11 protein-coding genes and 1 tRNA gene are annotated in these 15771 nt (G+C 73.6%); 4 read left to right on the top strand and 8 right to left on the bottom strand.

Features of this window, described 5'->3' with window-relative positions; genetic code table 11:
- Window positions 1-136: 136 nt before the first annotated feature.
- The 4 genes from ELR47_RS05580 (at window position 137) to ELR47_RS05595 (ending at window position 7848) form a co-directional block, all read left to right on the top strand.
- Entirely contained in the window at window positions 137-637 is a 501-nt protein-coding gene (locus ELR47_RS05580; protein ID WP_205745464.1) for a MarR family winged helix-turn-helix transcriptional regulator, read from the top strand.
- 85 nt (window positions 638-722) lie between these two features.
- The gene (gene icmF, locus ELR47_RS05585; RefSeq protein WP_130648997.1) at window positions 723-3965 is read left to right on the top strand and encodes a fused isobutyryl-CoA mutase/GTPase IcmF; all 3243 of its coding nucleotides are present in this window, start codon (window positions 723-725) and stop codon (window positions 3963-3965) included.
- 168 nt (window positions 3966-4133) lie between these two features.
- Window positions 4134-5231: a CaiB/BaiF CoA transferase family protein gene (locus ELR47_RS05590; RefSeq protein ID WP_130648998.1), complete on the top strand. Its 1098-nt coding sequence runs from the start codon at window positions 4134-4136 to the stop codon at window positions 5229-5231.
- Window positions 5232-5337: 106 nt separating this feature from the next.
- Window positions 5338-7848, top strand: coding sequence for an EAL domain-containing protein (locus tag ELR47_RS05595; RefSeq protein ID WP_130648999.1), 2511 nt, complete (start codon window positions 5338-5340; stop codon window positions 7846-7848).
- A 49-nt stretch (window positions 7849-7897) separates the two neighbouring features.
- On the opposite strand, the gene ELR47_RS05600 is transcribed toward ELR47_RS05595, so the two are convergent.
- From ELR47_RS05600 to ELR47_RS05635, 8 genes are all read right to left on the bottom strand, one after another.
- A complete protein-coding gene (locus ELR47_RS05600) occupies window positions 7898-9331 on the bottom strand; it encodes a sodium:solute symporter family transporter (RefSeq protein WP_130649000.1) in 1434 nt (477 codons plus the stop codon).
- 182 nt (window positions 9332-9513) lie between these two features.
- Window positions 9514-10947, bottom strand: coding sequence for a flavin monoamine oxidase family protein (locus ELR47_RS05605; RefSeq protein WP_130649001.1), 1434 nt, complete (start codon window positions 10945-10947; stop codon window positions 9514-9516).
- Entirely contained in the window at window positions 10947-11633 is a 687-nt protein-coding gene (locus ELR47_RS05610) for a DUF1028 domain-containing protein (RefSeq protein WP_130649002.1), read from the bottom strand. The genes ELR47_RS05605 and ELR47_RS05610 overlap by 1 nt, the downstream gene beginning before the upstream one ends.
- 129 nt (window positions 11634-11762) lie before the next feature.
- Complete coding sequence (locus tag ELR47_RS05615; RefSeq protein WP_130649003.1) at window positions 11763-12176, bottom strand: hypothetical protein; 414 nt, start codon at window positions 12174-12176, stop codon at window positions 11763-11765.
- Between the two features lie 254 nt (window positions 12177-12430).
- Window positions 12431-13696, bottom strand: a complete 1266-nt coding sequence (locus ELR47_RS05620) for a DUF389 domain-containing protein (RefSeq protein WP_130649004.1) — start codon at window positions 13694-13696, stop codon at window positions 12431-12433.
- 184 nt (window positions 13697-13880) lie between these two features.
- A tRNA-Leu gene (locus ELR47_RS05625) sits at window positions 13881-13966 on the bottom strand.
- A gap of 40 nt (window positions 13967-14006) precedes the next feature.
- Complete coding sequence (locus tag ELR47_RS05630; RefSeq protein WP_130649005.1) at window positions 14007-14198, bottom strand: hypothetical protein; 192 nt, start codon at window positions 14196-14198, stop codon at window positions 14007-14009.
- Between the two features lie 107 nt (window positions 14199-14305).
- Complete coding sequence (locus ELR47_RS05635) at window positions 14306-15622, bottom strand: MFS transporter (RefSeq protein WP_130649006.1); 1317 nt, start codon at window positions 15620-15622, stop codon at window positions 14306-14308.
- Between the last annotated feature and the right edge of the window lie 149 nt (window positions 15623-15771).

Consider the following 15771-nt stretch of genomic DNA (forward strand, 5'->3'; position numbering starts at 1 on the left):
GTGCGCCCGCGGTGCCGACGCCGCGCGGACCGCGGCACCGGCCCACGGTCCGTACGGTGACGACCGCTTCCACGGACGTGGCGCACGGCGCGACTAGCCTGCGCCGCTCGTCGCCTCTTCGTCCGGCAGGACCCGCGTGACCGAGCCGTTGCCGTTCGACCCGATCGCCGAGGCGCATCGGCTGTGGGTCGAGCACGGATGGGATGGCGCGGCCGACGGCATGGCCGTGGTCACCTCGGTCGTGCGTTCGCAGCAGATCCTGCTCGCCCGGATCGACGAGCAGCTGCGTGACCTCGAGCTCAGTCTGGCCCGCTACGAGGTCCTGATGCTGCTGCACTTCAGTCGCAGCGGCTCGTTGCCGCTGGTGGTGATCGGTTCGCGCCTGCAGGTCCATGCCACCAGCGTCACCAGCGCCGTGCAACGGCTGGTCAAGCAGGGCCTGGTGACCCGGCGGCGCCACCCGACCGACCGTCGTACGACCCTGGCCGGGCTCACCGACGCGGGCCGGGAGCGGGCACTGGAGGCCACGCGCCGGCTCAACGCCACCGTCTTCGCCGACCCGGGACTCGACCCCGACCAGGCCCGGACGCTCGTGGACGTGCTGCGCTCGATGCGGCGCCGCGCCGGCGACTTCTGAGGCGACGCCCACCGCCCCGTCGACCGGGGCCGGGGCGGGCGAAAATGCTAGGATGTCCTAGTACCTCGACGGGAGAGGGAGCCCCGTGTCCGAGCCGTCTTCGCTGCACGTGCCCAGCAACCCGGTCCGGTTCGTGACCTCCGGGAGCCTGTTCGACGGGCACGACGCCGCCATCAACATCATGCGACGCCTGCTGCAGTCCCAGGGCGCCGAGGTCATCCACCTCGGGCACGACCGCAGTGTCGAGGAGGTCGTGACCGCGGCGGTGCAGGAGGACGTCCAGGGCGTCGCCGTCAGCTCCTACCAGGGCGGCCACGTCGAATACTTCAGCTACCTCGTCGAGCGGTTGCGCGAGCGCGGCGTCGGGCACGTCCAGGTGTACGGCGGTGGCGGCGGCGTGATCGTCCCCGAGGAGATCGAGCTGCTCCACGAGCGCGGGGTCGCCCGCATCTTCTCGCCCGGCGACGGCCAGCAGCTCGGTCTGCCCGGGATGATCAACACCATGATCGCTGCCTGCGACGTCGACCTGGCGGTGCAGGCGCCCGAGGTCGATGACCTCCTGCTCGGGGACGAGGCGGCGCTGGCCCGTGCCATCACCCGCTTCGAGGCCGGCCGGACCGACGGGCTGCTCGACGCGGTGCGCGAGGCGGCGGCCACCCGCCGGGTCCCCGTGCTCGGCATCACGGGTACGGGTGGGGCGGGCAAGTCCTCGCTCACCGACGAGCTGGTGCGACGTTTCCGCCGCGACCAGCAGGACAAGCTGCGGATCGCGGTGCTCGCCATCGACCCGTCCCGTCGCCGGGGTGGCGGCGCGCTGCTGGGCGACCGCATCCGCATGAACGCGATCACGCCGGGCCGGGTGTTCTTCCGCTCGATCGCGACCCGCAGTCACGACTCGGAGATCCCGGGGCACCTCGAGGACACCATCGCGGCCTGCAAGGCGGCCGGTTTCGACCTGGTCATCGTCGAGACGCCCGGCATCGGGCAGGGCGACGCCGGCATCGTGCCGTTCGTGGACACGTCGCTGTACGTCATGACCCCGGAGTTCGGTGCGGCGTCGCAGCTCGAGAAGATCGACATGCTCGACTTCGCCGACGCCGTCGCCGTCAACAAGTTCGAGCGCCGCGGAGCCGACGACGCCCGCCGGGACGTGGCCCGGCAGCTGGTGCGCAACCGGGAGGCCTTCGGGACCCGGTGGGAGCAGATGCCGGTCTTCGGGACCTCCGCCGCCCGTTTCGACGACGACGGGGTCACCGCGCTGTACCAGGAGCTGACACGGGTGCTCCGTCCGCACGGGCTGATCGGGGACGACGGCGTGCTGCCGCAGGTGGACACCCGCGTCTCGACCGGACTCTCCGGTGTCCTGCCCACCGGTCGGGAGCGCTACCTGTCCGAGATCGCCGACGCCGTGCGCGACTACCACGCCACGACCGCCCGGCAGGCCGAGCTCGTGCGGCGTCGTCAGCACCTGCGCGGTGCACTGGCCGAACTCGACGACGCCGCAGGCGAGATCCGTGACGTCCTGCAGCAGCGCCTGGACGCACTCGCCTCGGGGATCGCGCCGGAGGTCGACCGGCTGCTGGAGGACTGGCCCGCGACCGTGGAGGCCTACTCGGGTGACGAGTTCGCCTACACCGTGCGCGACCGTGAGTTCCGGGTGCCGTTGACCCGCGAGACGCTGTCGGGATCGAAGGTGCCGCGCGTGGCGCTGCCGCGCCTGCACGACGACGGTGACCTGTTGCACTTCCTGCGTGGCGAGAACCTGCCGGGGCGCTTCCCGTACACCGGCGGGGTGTTCCCCTTCAAGCGCGACGGTGAGGCCCCGGCGCGGATGTTCGCCGGTGAGGGCGATCCCTTCCGCACCAACCGGCGGTTCCACTACCTCGCCAAGGGCAATCCGGCGACGCGGCTGTCGACGGCGTTCGACTCGGTCACCCTCTACGGCCGCGACCCCGCCGAGCGTCCCGACGTCTACGGCAAGGTCGGCACGTCGGGCGTCTCGATCGCCACACTCGACGACATGAAGGCCCTCTACGACGGCTTCGACCTGTGCTCGCCGACGACCTCGGTGTCGATGACGATCAACGGGCCGGCGCCGACGATCCTGGCGATGTTCCTCAACACCGCGATCGACCAGCAGCTCGAGGCGTTCTGCGAGGAGCACGGCCGCGAACCCGACGCCGCGGAGGCCGACCAGGTCCGGGCGCGGGCGCTGCGCGAGGTGCGCGGCACCGTGCAGGCCGACATCCTCAAGGAAGACCAGGGCCAGAACACCTGCATCTTCTCGACCGAGTTCGCCCTGCGGTGCATGGCGGACGTGCAGGAATGGTTCATCGATCACCAGGTCCGCAACTTCTACTCGGTGTCGATCTCCGGCTACCACATCGCCGAGGCGGGAGCGAACCCGATCTCGCAGCTCGCGTTCACGCTGGCCAACGGGTTCACCTACGTGGAGGCCTACCTCGCCCGCGGCATGGACGTCGACGACTTCGCGCCCAACTTCTCGTTCTTCTTCTCCAACGGCATGGACGCCGAGTACACCGTGATGGGGCGCGTCGCCCGCCGCATCTGGGCCATCGCGATGCGCGACCGCTACGGCGCCGACGACCGCGCACAGAGGCTCAAGTACCACGTCCAGACCTCGGGGCGGTCCCTGCACGCCCAGGAGATGGACTTCAACGACATCCGCACCACCCTGCAGGCGCTGTGCGCGATCTACGACAACACCAACTCGCTGCACACCAACGCCTACGACGAGGCGGTCACCACGCCGACCGAGTCGTCGGTCCGCCGGGCGCTCGCGATCCAGATGATCATCGACCAGGAGTGGGGGCTGTCGAAGAACGAGAACCCGCTGCAGGGCGCCGCGATCGTCGACGAGCTGACCGACCTGGTGGAGCAGGCCGTGCTCGCCGAGTTCGACCGCATCGCCAACCGTGGCGGCGTGCTCGGCGCGATGGAGACCGGCTACCAGCGCGGCAGGATCCAGGACGAGTCGCTGCTCTACGAGCACCGCAAGCACGACGGCAGCCTGCCGATCGTCGGCGTCAACACGTTCCTGCGCGAGGACGCCGACGGCGAACCGGAGGCCGAGGTGGAGCTGATGCGCGCCACCGAGGACGAGAAGCGCTCCCAGCTCGAGCGGGTGCAGTCGTTCCGGGACCGGCACGCCGACGAGGGAGCCCGGCAGCTGGCCAGGCTGCAGGACGCGGCGACCTCCGGCGGCAACGTCTTCGACGTGCTGATGGACGCCGTGCGTTCCTGCAGCCTCGGCCAGATCACCGACGCGCTGTTCGAGGTCGGCGGCCAGTACCGACGCAACGTCTGAGCCGCCGACGCGGGATCTCGCGCCACGTCGCCGGCTGATCGGCCGACGGCGCCGTGGGGTGCTGGGGTCGTGGGGCCGTCGGTTCGTCGGGTCGTTGGGGTGTGGCGATTTGGTGGCCGTGCGCGCGACCGTCGAGGATGCGACCGATCCGTTCCGAGGGAGCGACGCATGAGCGGACCGTTGCAGGGCGTACGGGTCGTGGAGCTCGGCGGGATCGGGCCGGGCCCCCACGCGGCGATGGTGCTGGCCGATCTCGGCGCCGACGTGGTGCGCGTCGAGCGCCCCGGTGGCGGGTTGGCCGTGCTGACCGATCCCTCGCGTGACCCGGTGCTGCGCGGCCGTCGGTCGGTCGCGGCGGACCTGCGCGACGCCGACGACCTCGACGCCGTCCTGGCCCTGCTCGACCGTGCCGACGTGCTCGTCGACGGGTTCCGGCCGGGGGTCACCGACCGGCTCGGCATCGGCCCCGACGTGCTCACGGCCCGCAACCCGCGACTCGTGTACGCCCGCATGACCGGCTGGGGTGCCGACGGGCCGTGGGCCCAGCGCGCCGGTCATGACCTCAACTACCTGTCGGTGACCGGCGTGCTGCACGCGATCGGGCCGCAGGACGGGCCGCCGGCGGTGCCGCTCAACCTGGTCGGCGACTACGGCGGCGGCTCGCTCTACCTGCTGGTCGGCGTCCTGGCGGCGCTGTTCGAGCGGGAGCGCTCGGGCCGGGGGCAGGTCGTCGACGCGGCCATCGTCGACGGGGTCGTCAACCTCGCGCAGCTGGTGTGGGGACTGCGCGGGCAGGGCGCCTGGCAGGACCGGCCCGGATCGAACCTGCTCGACGGCGGCGCGCCGTTCTACACCACCTACCGCTGTGCCGACGACCGCCACGTCGCCGTCGGTGCCCTCGAGCCGGCCTTCTACGCCCAGCTGCTGGCCGGGCTCGAGCTGGATCCCGACGGCCTGCCGGCGCAGTACGACCCGGCGGGTTGGCCGCAGCTGCGCGACACCTTCACGGCCGTCTTCGCCACCCGCGCCCGGGACGACTGGGCGGCGCTGTTCGATGGCACCGACGCGTGCGTGACCCCGGTGCTGACCTTCGCCGAGGCACCCGGCCACCCGCAGCTGGCCGCGCGCGGCAGCCTCGTCGAACGCGACGGGCAGGTGCAGGCCGCCGCGGCGCCACGCCTCTCGCGGACCGCCACCGGCGGGACGGCGCCCGCGCCCCGTCCCGGCAGCACCCCGATCGACGAGGTGGCGCGCGACTGGTCGTGAGGGCGGCCGGCCGTCACCGTCGGCCGCGGTGGTGGTCACCCGTTCGGGTCACGTACCCTCCGCCATCCGGCCCGAACGGGCCAGGGAAGAACCCAGGGAGGGGACCATGTGGCGTGACCCGCCGTCCGACGACGTCGGCTCCACGCCCGCACCGTCGTCGGTCGTCGCCGACAGCCCGCTGGCACTGGCGGCCAGCGGGGCGTCGCTGACCGCCGTGCTGACGGCGGTCGTCACCCGCATCGAGACCGAGCTGCCCGGCGCGTGCGGCTCGGTGCTGCTGCTCGAGCCCGACGGTCGCCTGTCCCTGGCGTGCGCCCCGTCACTCCCCGCTGCCTGGCACGACGCCATGACCGACGGGTCCGCGACCGCAGCCGACGGAACGCCGCTGGCGCGTGCCGCCGCCACGGGAGCAGTGGCGGTGAGTCGCGACCTCGCCGCCGACCCGTGCCGGTCCGAGGTCATCGACGTCGCCGTCACGTCCGGCTTGCGGGCCTGTTGGTCGGCGCCGCTCGTCGGCCCGCGTGGGCCGCTCGGCGTCGTCGGGGTCCATCATCGGCAGGCCCGGGCGCCGACGGACGACGAGCGTGAGCGCCTGGTCGCCCACGCCCACATGGCCGCGGTCGCCGTGCTGTTGGCGCACTCGTCGCAAGCGCTCGACACCGCCCGGTCGCTGGACCCGGTCACCGGTCTGCCCGTCAACGACCGGCTGCCGGCGGTGCTCGAGGAGGTCCGGGAGACCGTCGTGGGGCTCCCCGCGGTCGCGGCGGTCGAGGTCGGCCGCCTCCGGGACTGCAACGACGCCTTCGGGTTCGAGGCCGGTGACCAACTGCTGCGCGACGCCGCCGCACGGCTCGCGGACCGGGCGGGTGGGGACCGACGGCTCCTGCGTGGTGTCGGCAACGTCTTCCTCGTGGTCCTCGACGGCCCCGACGAGGCGGCGCTGCGTGAGGCCGCCACGGGGTTCGCCGAGGCGTTGCGGGCCCCGTTCGTGATCGCCGGACGCGACTTCCACGTCGCGTCGGCGGTGGGGCTGGTCCTGGCGGAGAGCCCGGACCGGGACCCGGCGGAGCTGGCGCGGCTCGCGATCGACGCGATGGAGCGCGGCCGGAGCGAGCGTGGCACGGTGGTGGTCGCCGGGGGAGCACCGCGCCCGGCCACCACCGACCGTCTCGAGCTCGAGCAGGACCTGCGCCGGGCACTGGACGTCGGCGAGGTGACGGTCCACTACCAGCCGCAGTACGACCTGCACACCGGGATGCTCGTCGGCGCCGAGGCGCTGGTGCGCTGGCGGCATCCCGACCGTGGCGTGCTCCTCCCGGGCCGGTTCCTGCCGGTCCTCGAGGCCGCCGGTCTGGAGCGTGAGCTCAGCCAACTCGTGATCGACCGGGTCTGTCGCGACCTCGCCGACTGGCGCATGACCCGGCCGGGGTTGCTGCTGCCGGTGTCGTTCAACGTCTCCGCCGCCCAGCTGCAGGACGCCCAGCTCTACGACCGGGTGGCCGACGCGCTGGCGGCGACCGGGCTGCCCGGGTCGGCGCTGGTGGTGGAGGTGACCGAGCAGGCGGCGTTCGTCGACGAGGCCGGTGCCGCGGCGACGCTGCGACGGCTGACGTCGCTGGGCGTGCGCATCGCCATCGACGACTTCGGTACCGGGTACTCCTCGCTCAGCCACGCCCGACGGCTGCCGACCAGCACGCTCAAGATCGATCGCAGCTTCGTGACCCACATCGCCAGCCAGCCCCCCGACGCGGCGGTCGTCGCGGCCATCTGCGGGCTGGCGGACGGGCTCGGTCTGACGGTCGTCGCCGAGGGCATCGAGGACCCCGAGCAGTTGCGGGTCGTGCGCGAGCTCGGCTGCCACGTCGGGCAGGGCTTCCACTGGAGCCGCGCGCTGCCGCCCGAGGAGTTCCGCGACCTGCTGCCGGAGATCGGCCCGGGACCGGACGCGAAGGCCGGCCCGGACGGTGGCTGGCGGATCGACGTCGACCGGGTCGTGGCCGATCTCGCCCACCAGACCCGCACCCCGCTGACGATCGTGTCGATGTACGCCGACCTGCTCGCGGCCGCGGACGCCGACCCGGAGGTCGTCGCGGGCCTGCGCCGCCAGGTGACCCGCCTGACGGGGGTGCTCTCGCAGACCGCCGACGCCGCCGCGCTCGACCGGGGCGGCCTGCTGCTCGCCCGACAGCCGGTCGCGCTGCATGCGGTCCTCCACGAGCTCGTGACCGAGGGCCCGCCGGAGCTGCGCGAACGCATCGATCTGCGCCACACCGACGCCGACGTCGTCGGGGACCCGGACCGTTTGCGTCAGCTGCTCGGACACCTGCTCGACAACGTGCGCGTGCACGCGCCGGCGTCCGGCCCGGTCAGGGTCGCGGTCACCCGACACGACACGCGGGTGTGCGTCACGGTCGAGGACCGCGGTCCGGGGATCCCGATGAGCAAGGCCGAGCACGTGTTCCGGAAGTACACCCGCCTCGATCCGGGCGCGGTCGGGCTCGGTCTCGGGCTGTTCATCGCCCGGCAGCTCGCCCGCCACCACGGCGGCGAGCTCAGCTACCGGCCGGCGACGCCCACCGGGGCGTGCTTCGTCCTCGAACTGCCTGCCGCCGACTGAACGCGCTCGCTGGTCGGCTCCCGGTCGGCCCCGGGGGACGCGGTCGACGTCAGCCGACGCGGGCGCGCACGCGCGCGTCGAGGTCGTCGAGGTCGGTGCGGCGTCCGCCGAGCACGGACACGCCGAGCGCCGCGAGCCCACTGCCGAGCACCGCCCCGAGGAACGGTGGCAGGGTCGGCACCGCGTCGGGGAACGTCACGGCCGCGGCGGCACCGGCCAACGAGCCGGTCGCGAGCCAGGCAGCGCCCAGCGCGCCGACCACCCCGCCGAGCACGCCGGCGCGCAATCCGGCCGTGGTCGCCCGCGGCCACAGCCCCAGCAGGGCCGGGAGGAGCAGCACGGCCGCCAGCAGGTCGGCGACGAGGAACAGCTGCAGGACCGAGGTGGCGACCAGCCCGACGATCGCGGCGGGCAGCACCACCACGACGGTGAGCAGGCGGGCCTGGTCGAGCCGCAGGCCGGGCCGTTCGGCGACCAGCAGGGCCGCCAGCCCGTTCTCCAGCGTGTCGACCGAGGAGGCGACCAGCGCCACGCCCAGCACCAGCACGAGGGCGACGACCACGTCGGGGAGACGGCCGACGAGCGCGAACACCGACAGGGCGGGTACCTCGACCACGCCGGCGGCCGCCGCCAGCACCCCGAGCCCGCCGGCGAGCAGCATCAAGGGCACGGTCACCGCCGCGCCGAGCAGCGCGCCGTGCCGCAGTGCCCGGTCGTCGCGGGCGGACCACACGCGCTGCCAGTAGCCGTGGTGGAACAGGTTGGCGGCGGTGACCGCGAGCACGAGCGTGAACGCGCTCTCGAGCCCCGGACGGGCGACCTCGAGCAGGCCGAGCTGGCGAGCGGCGGGGACGGGCGCGTCGACCCACCGCAGCGCGACGGTGCCCGCCACCAGCAGTAGGGCCAGCACCAGCCACGCCTGCCAGCGGTCGGTCCGCAGGGAGGCCCGCAGGCCCCCGGTGGCCGTGTAGGCCAGGGTGGCGACCACCACGGCCGGCACGGTCACCTCGCGGGGCACGCCGCCGAGCAGCTCGACCATGCCGCCGATGGCGACCAGCTCCGCGGCGACGAACACGCCCATGTAGAGCAGCGACACGCCGGCGACCAGGCGTCCACCCGTCGGCCCGAACCGGACACGCACGAACTCGGCCAGGCCCTGGCCCGATGGCACGATCCGACGCAGGCGGGGGCCGACGGCCGCCAGGACGAGGAAGGGACCCGCCGCCGCCAGCGCGTAGCCGACCACCGGGACGATGCCGAGCACCGCACCGAGCTCCGGTGGGGCGAACAGGATCCACGCCCCGAGGCCGGAGGCCACGAACGACAACCCGAGCACACCTGGGCCCTGCGTGCCCCGGGCGACGGTGAAGTCCGCCACCGGATCGGTCCCCGGCTCGGCGGGGGAGCGGCCCCGCAGACCGATGCCGACGAACGCCGCGAGCGTGATCGCGAGCAGGGCAAGACTGACGGACGTGGCCAGCATGACGCGCTTCCTCCGCCGGTGTGAACCGGATCAGGTTCCGAGGTACCGCGCCCGCCTGGCGCACTCTCAGCCCCCGGTGCGGGGGACTCCCTCGGCGTCGATGCGCGGGACGTTAGCCGCCGGAGGACGGCGCATGCCACCACGGCGGTGACCGTCACAGCCCCGGCGCGTCGTGAGCCGGTTCACGTCGGCACGCCGGCGGCGGGATGGGCAAGGTCGCTCCCGGGTCGGGCCCGCTCGATCGTGAGGCGCTGCACGACCTCGTCGGCGGCCCGCTCCCCGGCCTCCACCGCGCCGTCGAGATAGCCGAACCAACGCTCGGCGGTCTCCGTGCCGGCCCAGTGGATCCGTCCGACCGGCGTGCGTAGGACGTGGCCGACCTGCGACCACATGCCCGGCCCCGGCACTCCGAAGTATCCGCCACGGGTCCACGGGTCACCGGTCCAGTCGTGTTCGACGTAGTCGCGCGGCCGCCGGGCCGCCGGACCGGCCGCCCGGGCGAAGCTGCCGAGGGCCGCTGCCCGACGGTGCGCCGGGTCGAGCGTGAGGAAGCGCAGCGCCGGGCGGCCGGTGACGAAGCCCATCAGCACGCCGGGTCCGCTCCCCGGGGGCGTGTTGTCGAACACCGCGCTGCACGGCCCGATGTCACTCAACAGCTGGCCCGAGCGACCGTCGGCGCGCCAGAACGGCGTCGGATACGTCGCCTGCACCTTCACCGCCTGCCCCATCGGCAGGCGTTGCAGCAGTTGCTGGCGGGCCGACGGGAGTGCCGGGGTGACGTCGAGACGTGCGGCCAGCGCCGGGGGGACGGCGACGATCACCGCATCGGCGCTGCAGGTGCCGTGCCCGGTCGTGAGCACCACCCGGTCAGCCGTCTGCTCGAGGCGTCGGACGGGCTCACCGAGCCGGATGTGACCCTCGAGTCCGTCGGCCAGCCGCTGGGGCAGCCGACCGGAACCGCCAACGAAGCGGCGCTCGTGCGCACCTCCCTCACCGGCCACCAGCGGCACGACCCCGTCGGCGAACCGGACGAAGAACAGCACGTGCAGCAGCGACACCTGCTCCGGCTCTGCGGAGAACACCACTCGGCAACCGGCACGGAACACCCCACGCGGAACCCGGCCGTGCAGGTGTCGGTCGATCCAGGTCGCGAACGTCTCGCCGTCCAGGAGCCGGGCGTCGGGACCGTCCCACGGTCGCCCGCCGGGCAGCCGCTGCGCGGTGCGCACCAGCCAGCGGGCCGCCAGCACCACCTCCGTGGCGGCCAGTGGTCCGAGCGGTGGCAGAGGGCCGCGCATGTGTGCGGTGCGGCCGCCGACCTCGAGGACCGGATCGCCGCGGTCGTACGCCGGGTAGGTGTCGACGCCCAGCTCCTCGGCGAGTCGCGCGACGCGATCCTGTCCGGGGCCGACGAATTGCGCGCCCGCCTCGAGGGTGATGCCGTCGACCTCGACGTTGCTGATGCGACCGCCCACCCGGTCGCGGGCTTCGAACACCACCACGTCGCGTCCGGTGCTGGCCAGCCGACGGGCGGCGACCAACCCGGAGAGCCCGGCACCGACGACGGCGACCTCGACGTGGTCCGTGTTGGACGGGGCTGTGGATGGCGGGGTCATCAGACGGCGCCGGCGCTGCCCTGGTAGTCGAAGCCGCCGAGGGGGTCGATCCGTGTCGGCAGCATCTCCACCTCCGGTATCAGCTCCTCGGCGAAGGTCTCCTTCTGCTGCCGAAGCAGCGTGAGGGGGTCGTCGGTGTCGTCGATGCGCAGGTCCCACAGCGGATAGAGCTCGGTCCCCATGATCACGACGGTCGCCGACCGGTGCCCCTTGGTGTCACCGCCCTGCTCCTCGCCGGCGGCCAGCGCGGCGAGCAGCCGGTCGATCAGCTCCTCGCCATCGTGCGCGGAGTAGGCCTCGACGGCGGCGTCGAGCACCTCCGGGCCGGCGAGGCGGTTGCCCTGGCAGGCGTAGTGCGGGCCGGTGCGGTGCCCCTTGAAGTCCTCGGGCAGCGAACCGGTGTGGCTGGCCGAGCGTCCCTGGAAGTCGACCAGGCCGAACTGGCGTCCCTCGCGGCCGGGATCCTGCGCGACGAGGTAGTCGAGCGCCTGGTCAGCGGGGATGCCCTGGCCGACCAGCGCGAGACCGTCGAAGGCGAGGTAGGGGTTCATCATCGCCTGGGACGCGGCGGCGCCGGAGCGGGCCCGGGCATGGGCGACGAGCTTGCCCACGCCGGGCATGGCGGTCATGGCGGCCACACCGACGTGGCCGGTGGTCGGGTCGGTGACGACGAGCGAGAACGTCATGCGGGGTCCTTCGGGCTTCGAAACATGGCTTCGGACGTTCTGCGGGAGGCTGGATCGGGGTCGGGTCCGCGCTCGTGTTCACCTTGCGGGCACCGTCGCCGGACGGGCCGTTGGCGTCGGGCCGAGCGCTCAACGTCGGACCGGCTCCCGGTCCGGTGTGGTGAGCGCGAGACGGTCGGCGACCAGGCCGGTCACGACGCTGTAGACGACCTTGTGGAGCACGTCGACGACCTGCTCGTCGCGCGGCCAGGTCCAGGGCGGTGCCCCGACGCCGGTCGCGTTCTCAAGCACCTGGTCGGTGGTCAACCGCACCGGCAGGTGATGCAGCAGCGAGCCGCGGATGCCGTCCAGCCCTGCGCGGGCCATCACCCCGCGAAACGCGCCGACGACAGCGCCGGTGCCCCAGTGCATCGCGTGGTTGAGCACGACCCGCTCCCGGTCGGGCCGCTCCTCGAGCGTCAACAGTCGTTCGAGGGCGTGCGCCGGGACGAACGAGTCCGGCCGGCCGGTCAGCCGTTGCTCGAGTTTCTCGCCGGCGGTCATCACCGCAGTGCCGACCAGTCCGGCGACCACGCCGGTGATGGCGGCCGCTACCCAGCCGTCCGTTCCCGCGCCTCGGCTGTTCCGGCTCTGCGTCGGTCCAGATGTCCGCAACCACAGCCTCCCCGCTCGTCGTAGGCAACGTACGGAGTCGACAGACCCGTCCCGGTGCCGTGTCGGTACGGACGACGGCCGTCCTCGCCGGCTGGACCGACCGGTGAGCCGTCGGGCGAGCCGGCGTAACGGTGGTCAGCGCGTCAACTGCCCCGCTCGACGCTCACGACGACGGTCGGGTTCGTGGAGGGGAACTCCTCGCGCAGCCGTTCGTCGAGCGCGGCGGTCAACTCGTCGCCGCTCGCGGCATCGGCGGAGAGCGCCACGGCCTGGGCCCGCAGGGCGAACACCTCGATCGGGAGGTTGTCGGCCAGGGGGAAGCGGGCGACCGCGTCCGTGGCGACGATGCCGGGTTGCTCGTCGAGGAACGACAGGGTGATCGCCTCGGCCCGGGTCATCACCGTCTCGCGGGTGAGGTCGGGCGCGGTCTGCCACTGCAGCACGAGCAGGCCCACCAACGCCACGGCGGTCGCCGCCGCCGCGCCGAGGGACGCCACCAGGCTGCCGTCCCGCACCCGTGGCACCTGCCGACGGACGCCGAGCAGGTGGAACACCAGGCTCGCGGCCACGTTGATCCCGACCAGCTGCAGGGTCGCCACGAAGGCGGCCGAGCCCACGATGCGCGCCTCGCCGAGCGCGAGACCGATGCCGAGCAGCCCCGCCTGGGGCGCCAGCGCCAGGGCGACGAGCATCCCGATGCCGGCGCCGGACACGATGCCGGTCCGATCGGCACGGCTGAAGCCCAGCGCGCCGGCGACGCCGGCCGCCATCGGCAGCAGCACCGACATCGCGGAGACGTCGGCGACCTGGAGCATCAACTCCGTGGGTGCCGACTCGCCGGTGACGAGGGTGAGCAGTGCGGCCGTGACGGCCGTGGTGGCGACCGCTGCCAGGTAGCGGCCGACGCTGCGCCGCAGGAGCAGCCCGTCGCCGCGCGCGGTCGCCAGCGCCGTCGTCATGGCCGGTGCCGCGTAGGGGGCGATCAGCATGGCCGCGGTCAACAGGAACACCGTCTCGGAGACGAGCCCGGCCCACACCACCGCACCGGCGGTCGCGGAGTAGACCAGGAACGGCGGCCAGGCCCCCAGGCTCTGGAGGCCTTCGACGAGCATCTCGAGCGGTCCGCGGGAGGTGACGTCGCTGACCTGGTCGGGCAACTCCTCCGCCGGCGGGGACAGGGCGACCACGCTGTCGCGCTGGAACGTCAGCCGCAGGTCGTCGACGTCCTCGAGCACCTCCAGCACGTCGTCGAAGCGGTCGTTGGGCAGGTACAGCAGCAGGAGCTCCTGCGGCGTGTCGTCGGCGTCGCGACCGTCGAGACGGACGCCGTCGGTGGCGCCCGCCGCGGCGGCGCGGGCGAGGACCTCGGCACCCGAACCGGTCGGGACGTAGCACTGCAACCTGCGCACGGCGGCCTCCTGTGACTCGCCGAGTCAAGCCGCTGGACCGCCCGGTCCGGACCGCATGGGGGTGTCCGACCGACGCCTGTGTGCGAGCCCGGTGTGCCGTCCCGCAGGCGCATCGATCGCGCGCAGCGTGGTCCGGGCAGCCGTCGTCCCGGGCGGGCGAGCCACGACACCAGCGGGGGACGGGTGCGAGCGGGGGGACTCGAACCCCCACAGGCTGGTGAGCCCACTGGGACCTAAACCCAGCGCGTCTGCCGGTTCCGCCACGCTCGCCGTACGGGCAGCGTACGACGGCCGATGCCGCCCCGTGGCCTCAACGGGTGGCGATCACGAGGAAGATCCCGGCGATCACCAGTGAGATCAGCAGGCCGACGATCCCCGCGATCCAGGTGCCGATCACGGTCAGACCGATCGCCACGCCGAACACCCAGCTCCGGCGGGCGAACCAGGAGTCGCCGGTGCGCTCGGCACCGGGCCGCTGCGGTTGCGGGGACGGTTCGGACATCGGTCGCACTCCTCGACGGCTCGCCCCCGACCGTAGGGGGCATCGCGGCGCAGCAGACCACCCCCGGCAGGGCCGCCCGAGGGGCGACCCTGCCGGGTCGGGCACGGTCAGGTCTCGGTCGCCGTGTTCATCCCGGGCATTCCGTCAGCCGTCGACTCGCCCGCCAGGTCCTCGTCCGGTGCGTCGTCGTCCACCGTCCCGTCGTCGTCCGCCGCCGCGTTCTCGCGATCGGTGGACACGCCCACGAGACGGCCGACGTAGAGGACCTGCGCGGTGAGCGCGACGAAGCCGGCGACCGCCAGGTAGAAGCCGGTCGGCAACGGGATCGCGGTCGGGATCACGGCGCCGACCACCCAGGCGATCGCGAACATGGTCTCCGAGCGGGTGAAGGCGACACCGCGGCGTTCGGCCTCCACGCTGCCCTGCAACAGTCCGTCGAAGGCGAGCTTCGCGGTTCCCCAGGCGAACCCCGCCGCGAGCGCGAGCACCGCACCGGTGAGCAGGCCGAACGCCTGCCCGGCGAGGAACGCGGCCGCCGCCTCGACCGCCAGCGCGGCGACCACCATCGGCTCCTCGCGCAGCCGACGCTCCAGCACCGGAGCGGTCAGCGAGGCCAGCGCGAAGCCGGCCCCGCCGGCGGCCAGCAACGCGCCGAAGTCCAGCCAGGCGTCCTGCTGCTGGTGGAAGGCGAACGCCAGCAGCAGCAGCAGGAATCCGTTGAGGCCGCGGACGACCGCCGTGGACAGCTGCGCGGCCCGCACCGACGGGGGCAGGTGGCGCTTGTGGCGGGGGACCTCACCCGCCTCCGGTGGGAGCGCCACGAGGTCGGGCTCGGGATCCGGTAGACGACGTCCGAGCCAGGCGGCGACGAACGCCGCGAGCGACGCCAGCCCGAGCGCCGCCCACGCGCCGGCCAGCCACAGCACCAGCGCCCCGAGCGCCCCGGCCACCCCGCCCGCGAGCGTGCCGATCCAGGCCAGCCGCCCGTTGGCGGCGACCAGGGCGTGCCGCGAGTCGAGCGCGATCGGCAGCAGGGCGTGACGGGTGATCGCGTGCACGCGGGAGAGCAGCAGCAGGCCGAACGCGGCCGGGAACAACCACCAGCCGGTCGGATCGAGGGCCACCAGCGCGGCCAGCACCCCTCGGCCGGCGGCCGCGACGACCAGTGCGGTGCGCACCGCCAGCGGGCTGCGGCGCAGGGTCCGGCCGAGCACCGGCCCGATGACCGCGAACGGTGCCACGGTCAACAGCAGGTACAGCGCCACGTTGGTGCGTGCCTCGGTCGAGGGCACACCGAAGAAGAGCGTGCCCGCGAGGCCCACCGCGACCAGGGTGTCGTGCATGGTGCTGGCGACCTGCACGAAGGCGAGGTCGCGGAACCCCTCGCCGCCGGTCTCGAACAGCCGGCGGACACGGCGGGTCACGGGTCCGGGGGCACTGCTTCGTCCGCCACGGTGCACCGTGACCGGTCGGGTCGGATCGTCGCTGGAGGGTCCCACGGCCCGAACGCTAGCGACCGGGTGCGGCCGCACCCCGCCCGACCGGCCGCGTCGCCGGGCGACGGCCCGTGCCC

Source organism: Egicoccus halophilus, assembly GCF_004300825.1.
Taxonomy (GTDB): Bacteria; Actinomycetota; Nitriliruptoria; order Nitriliruptorales; family Nitriliruptoraceae; genus Egicoccus; species Egicoccus halophilus.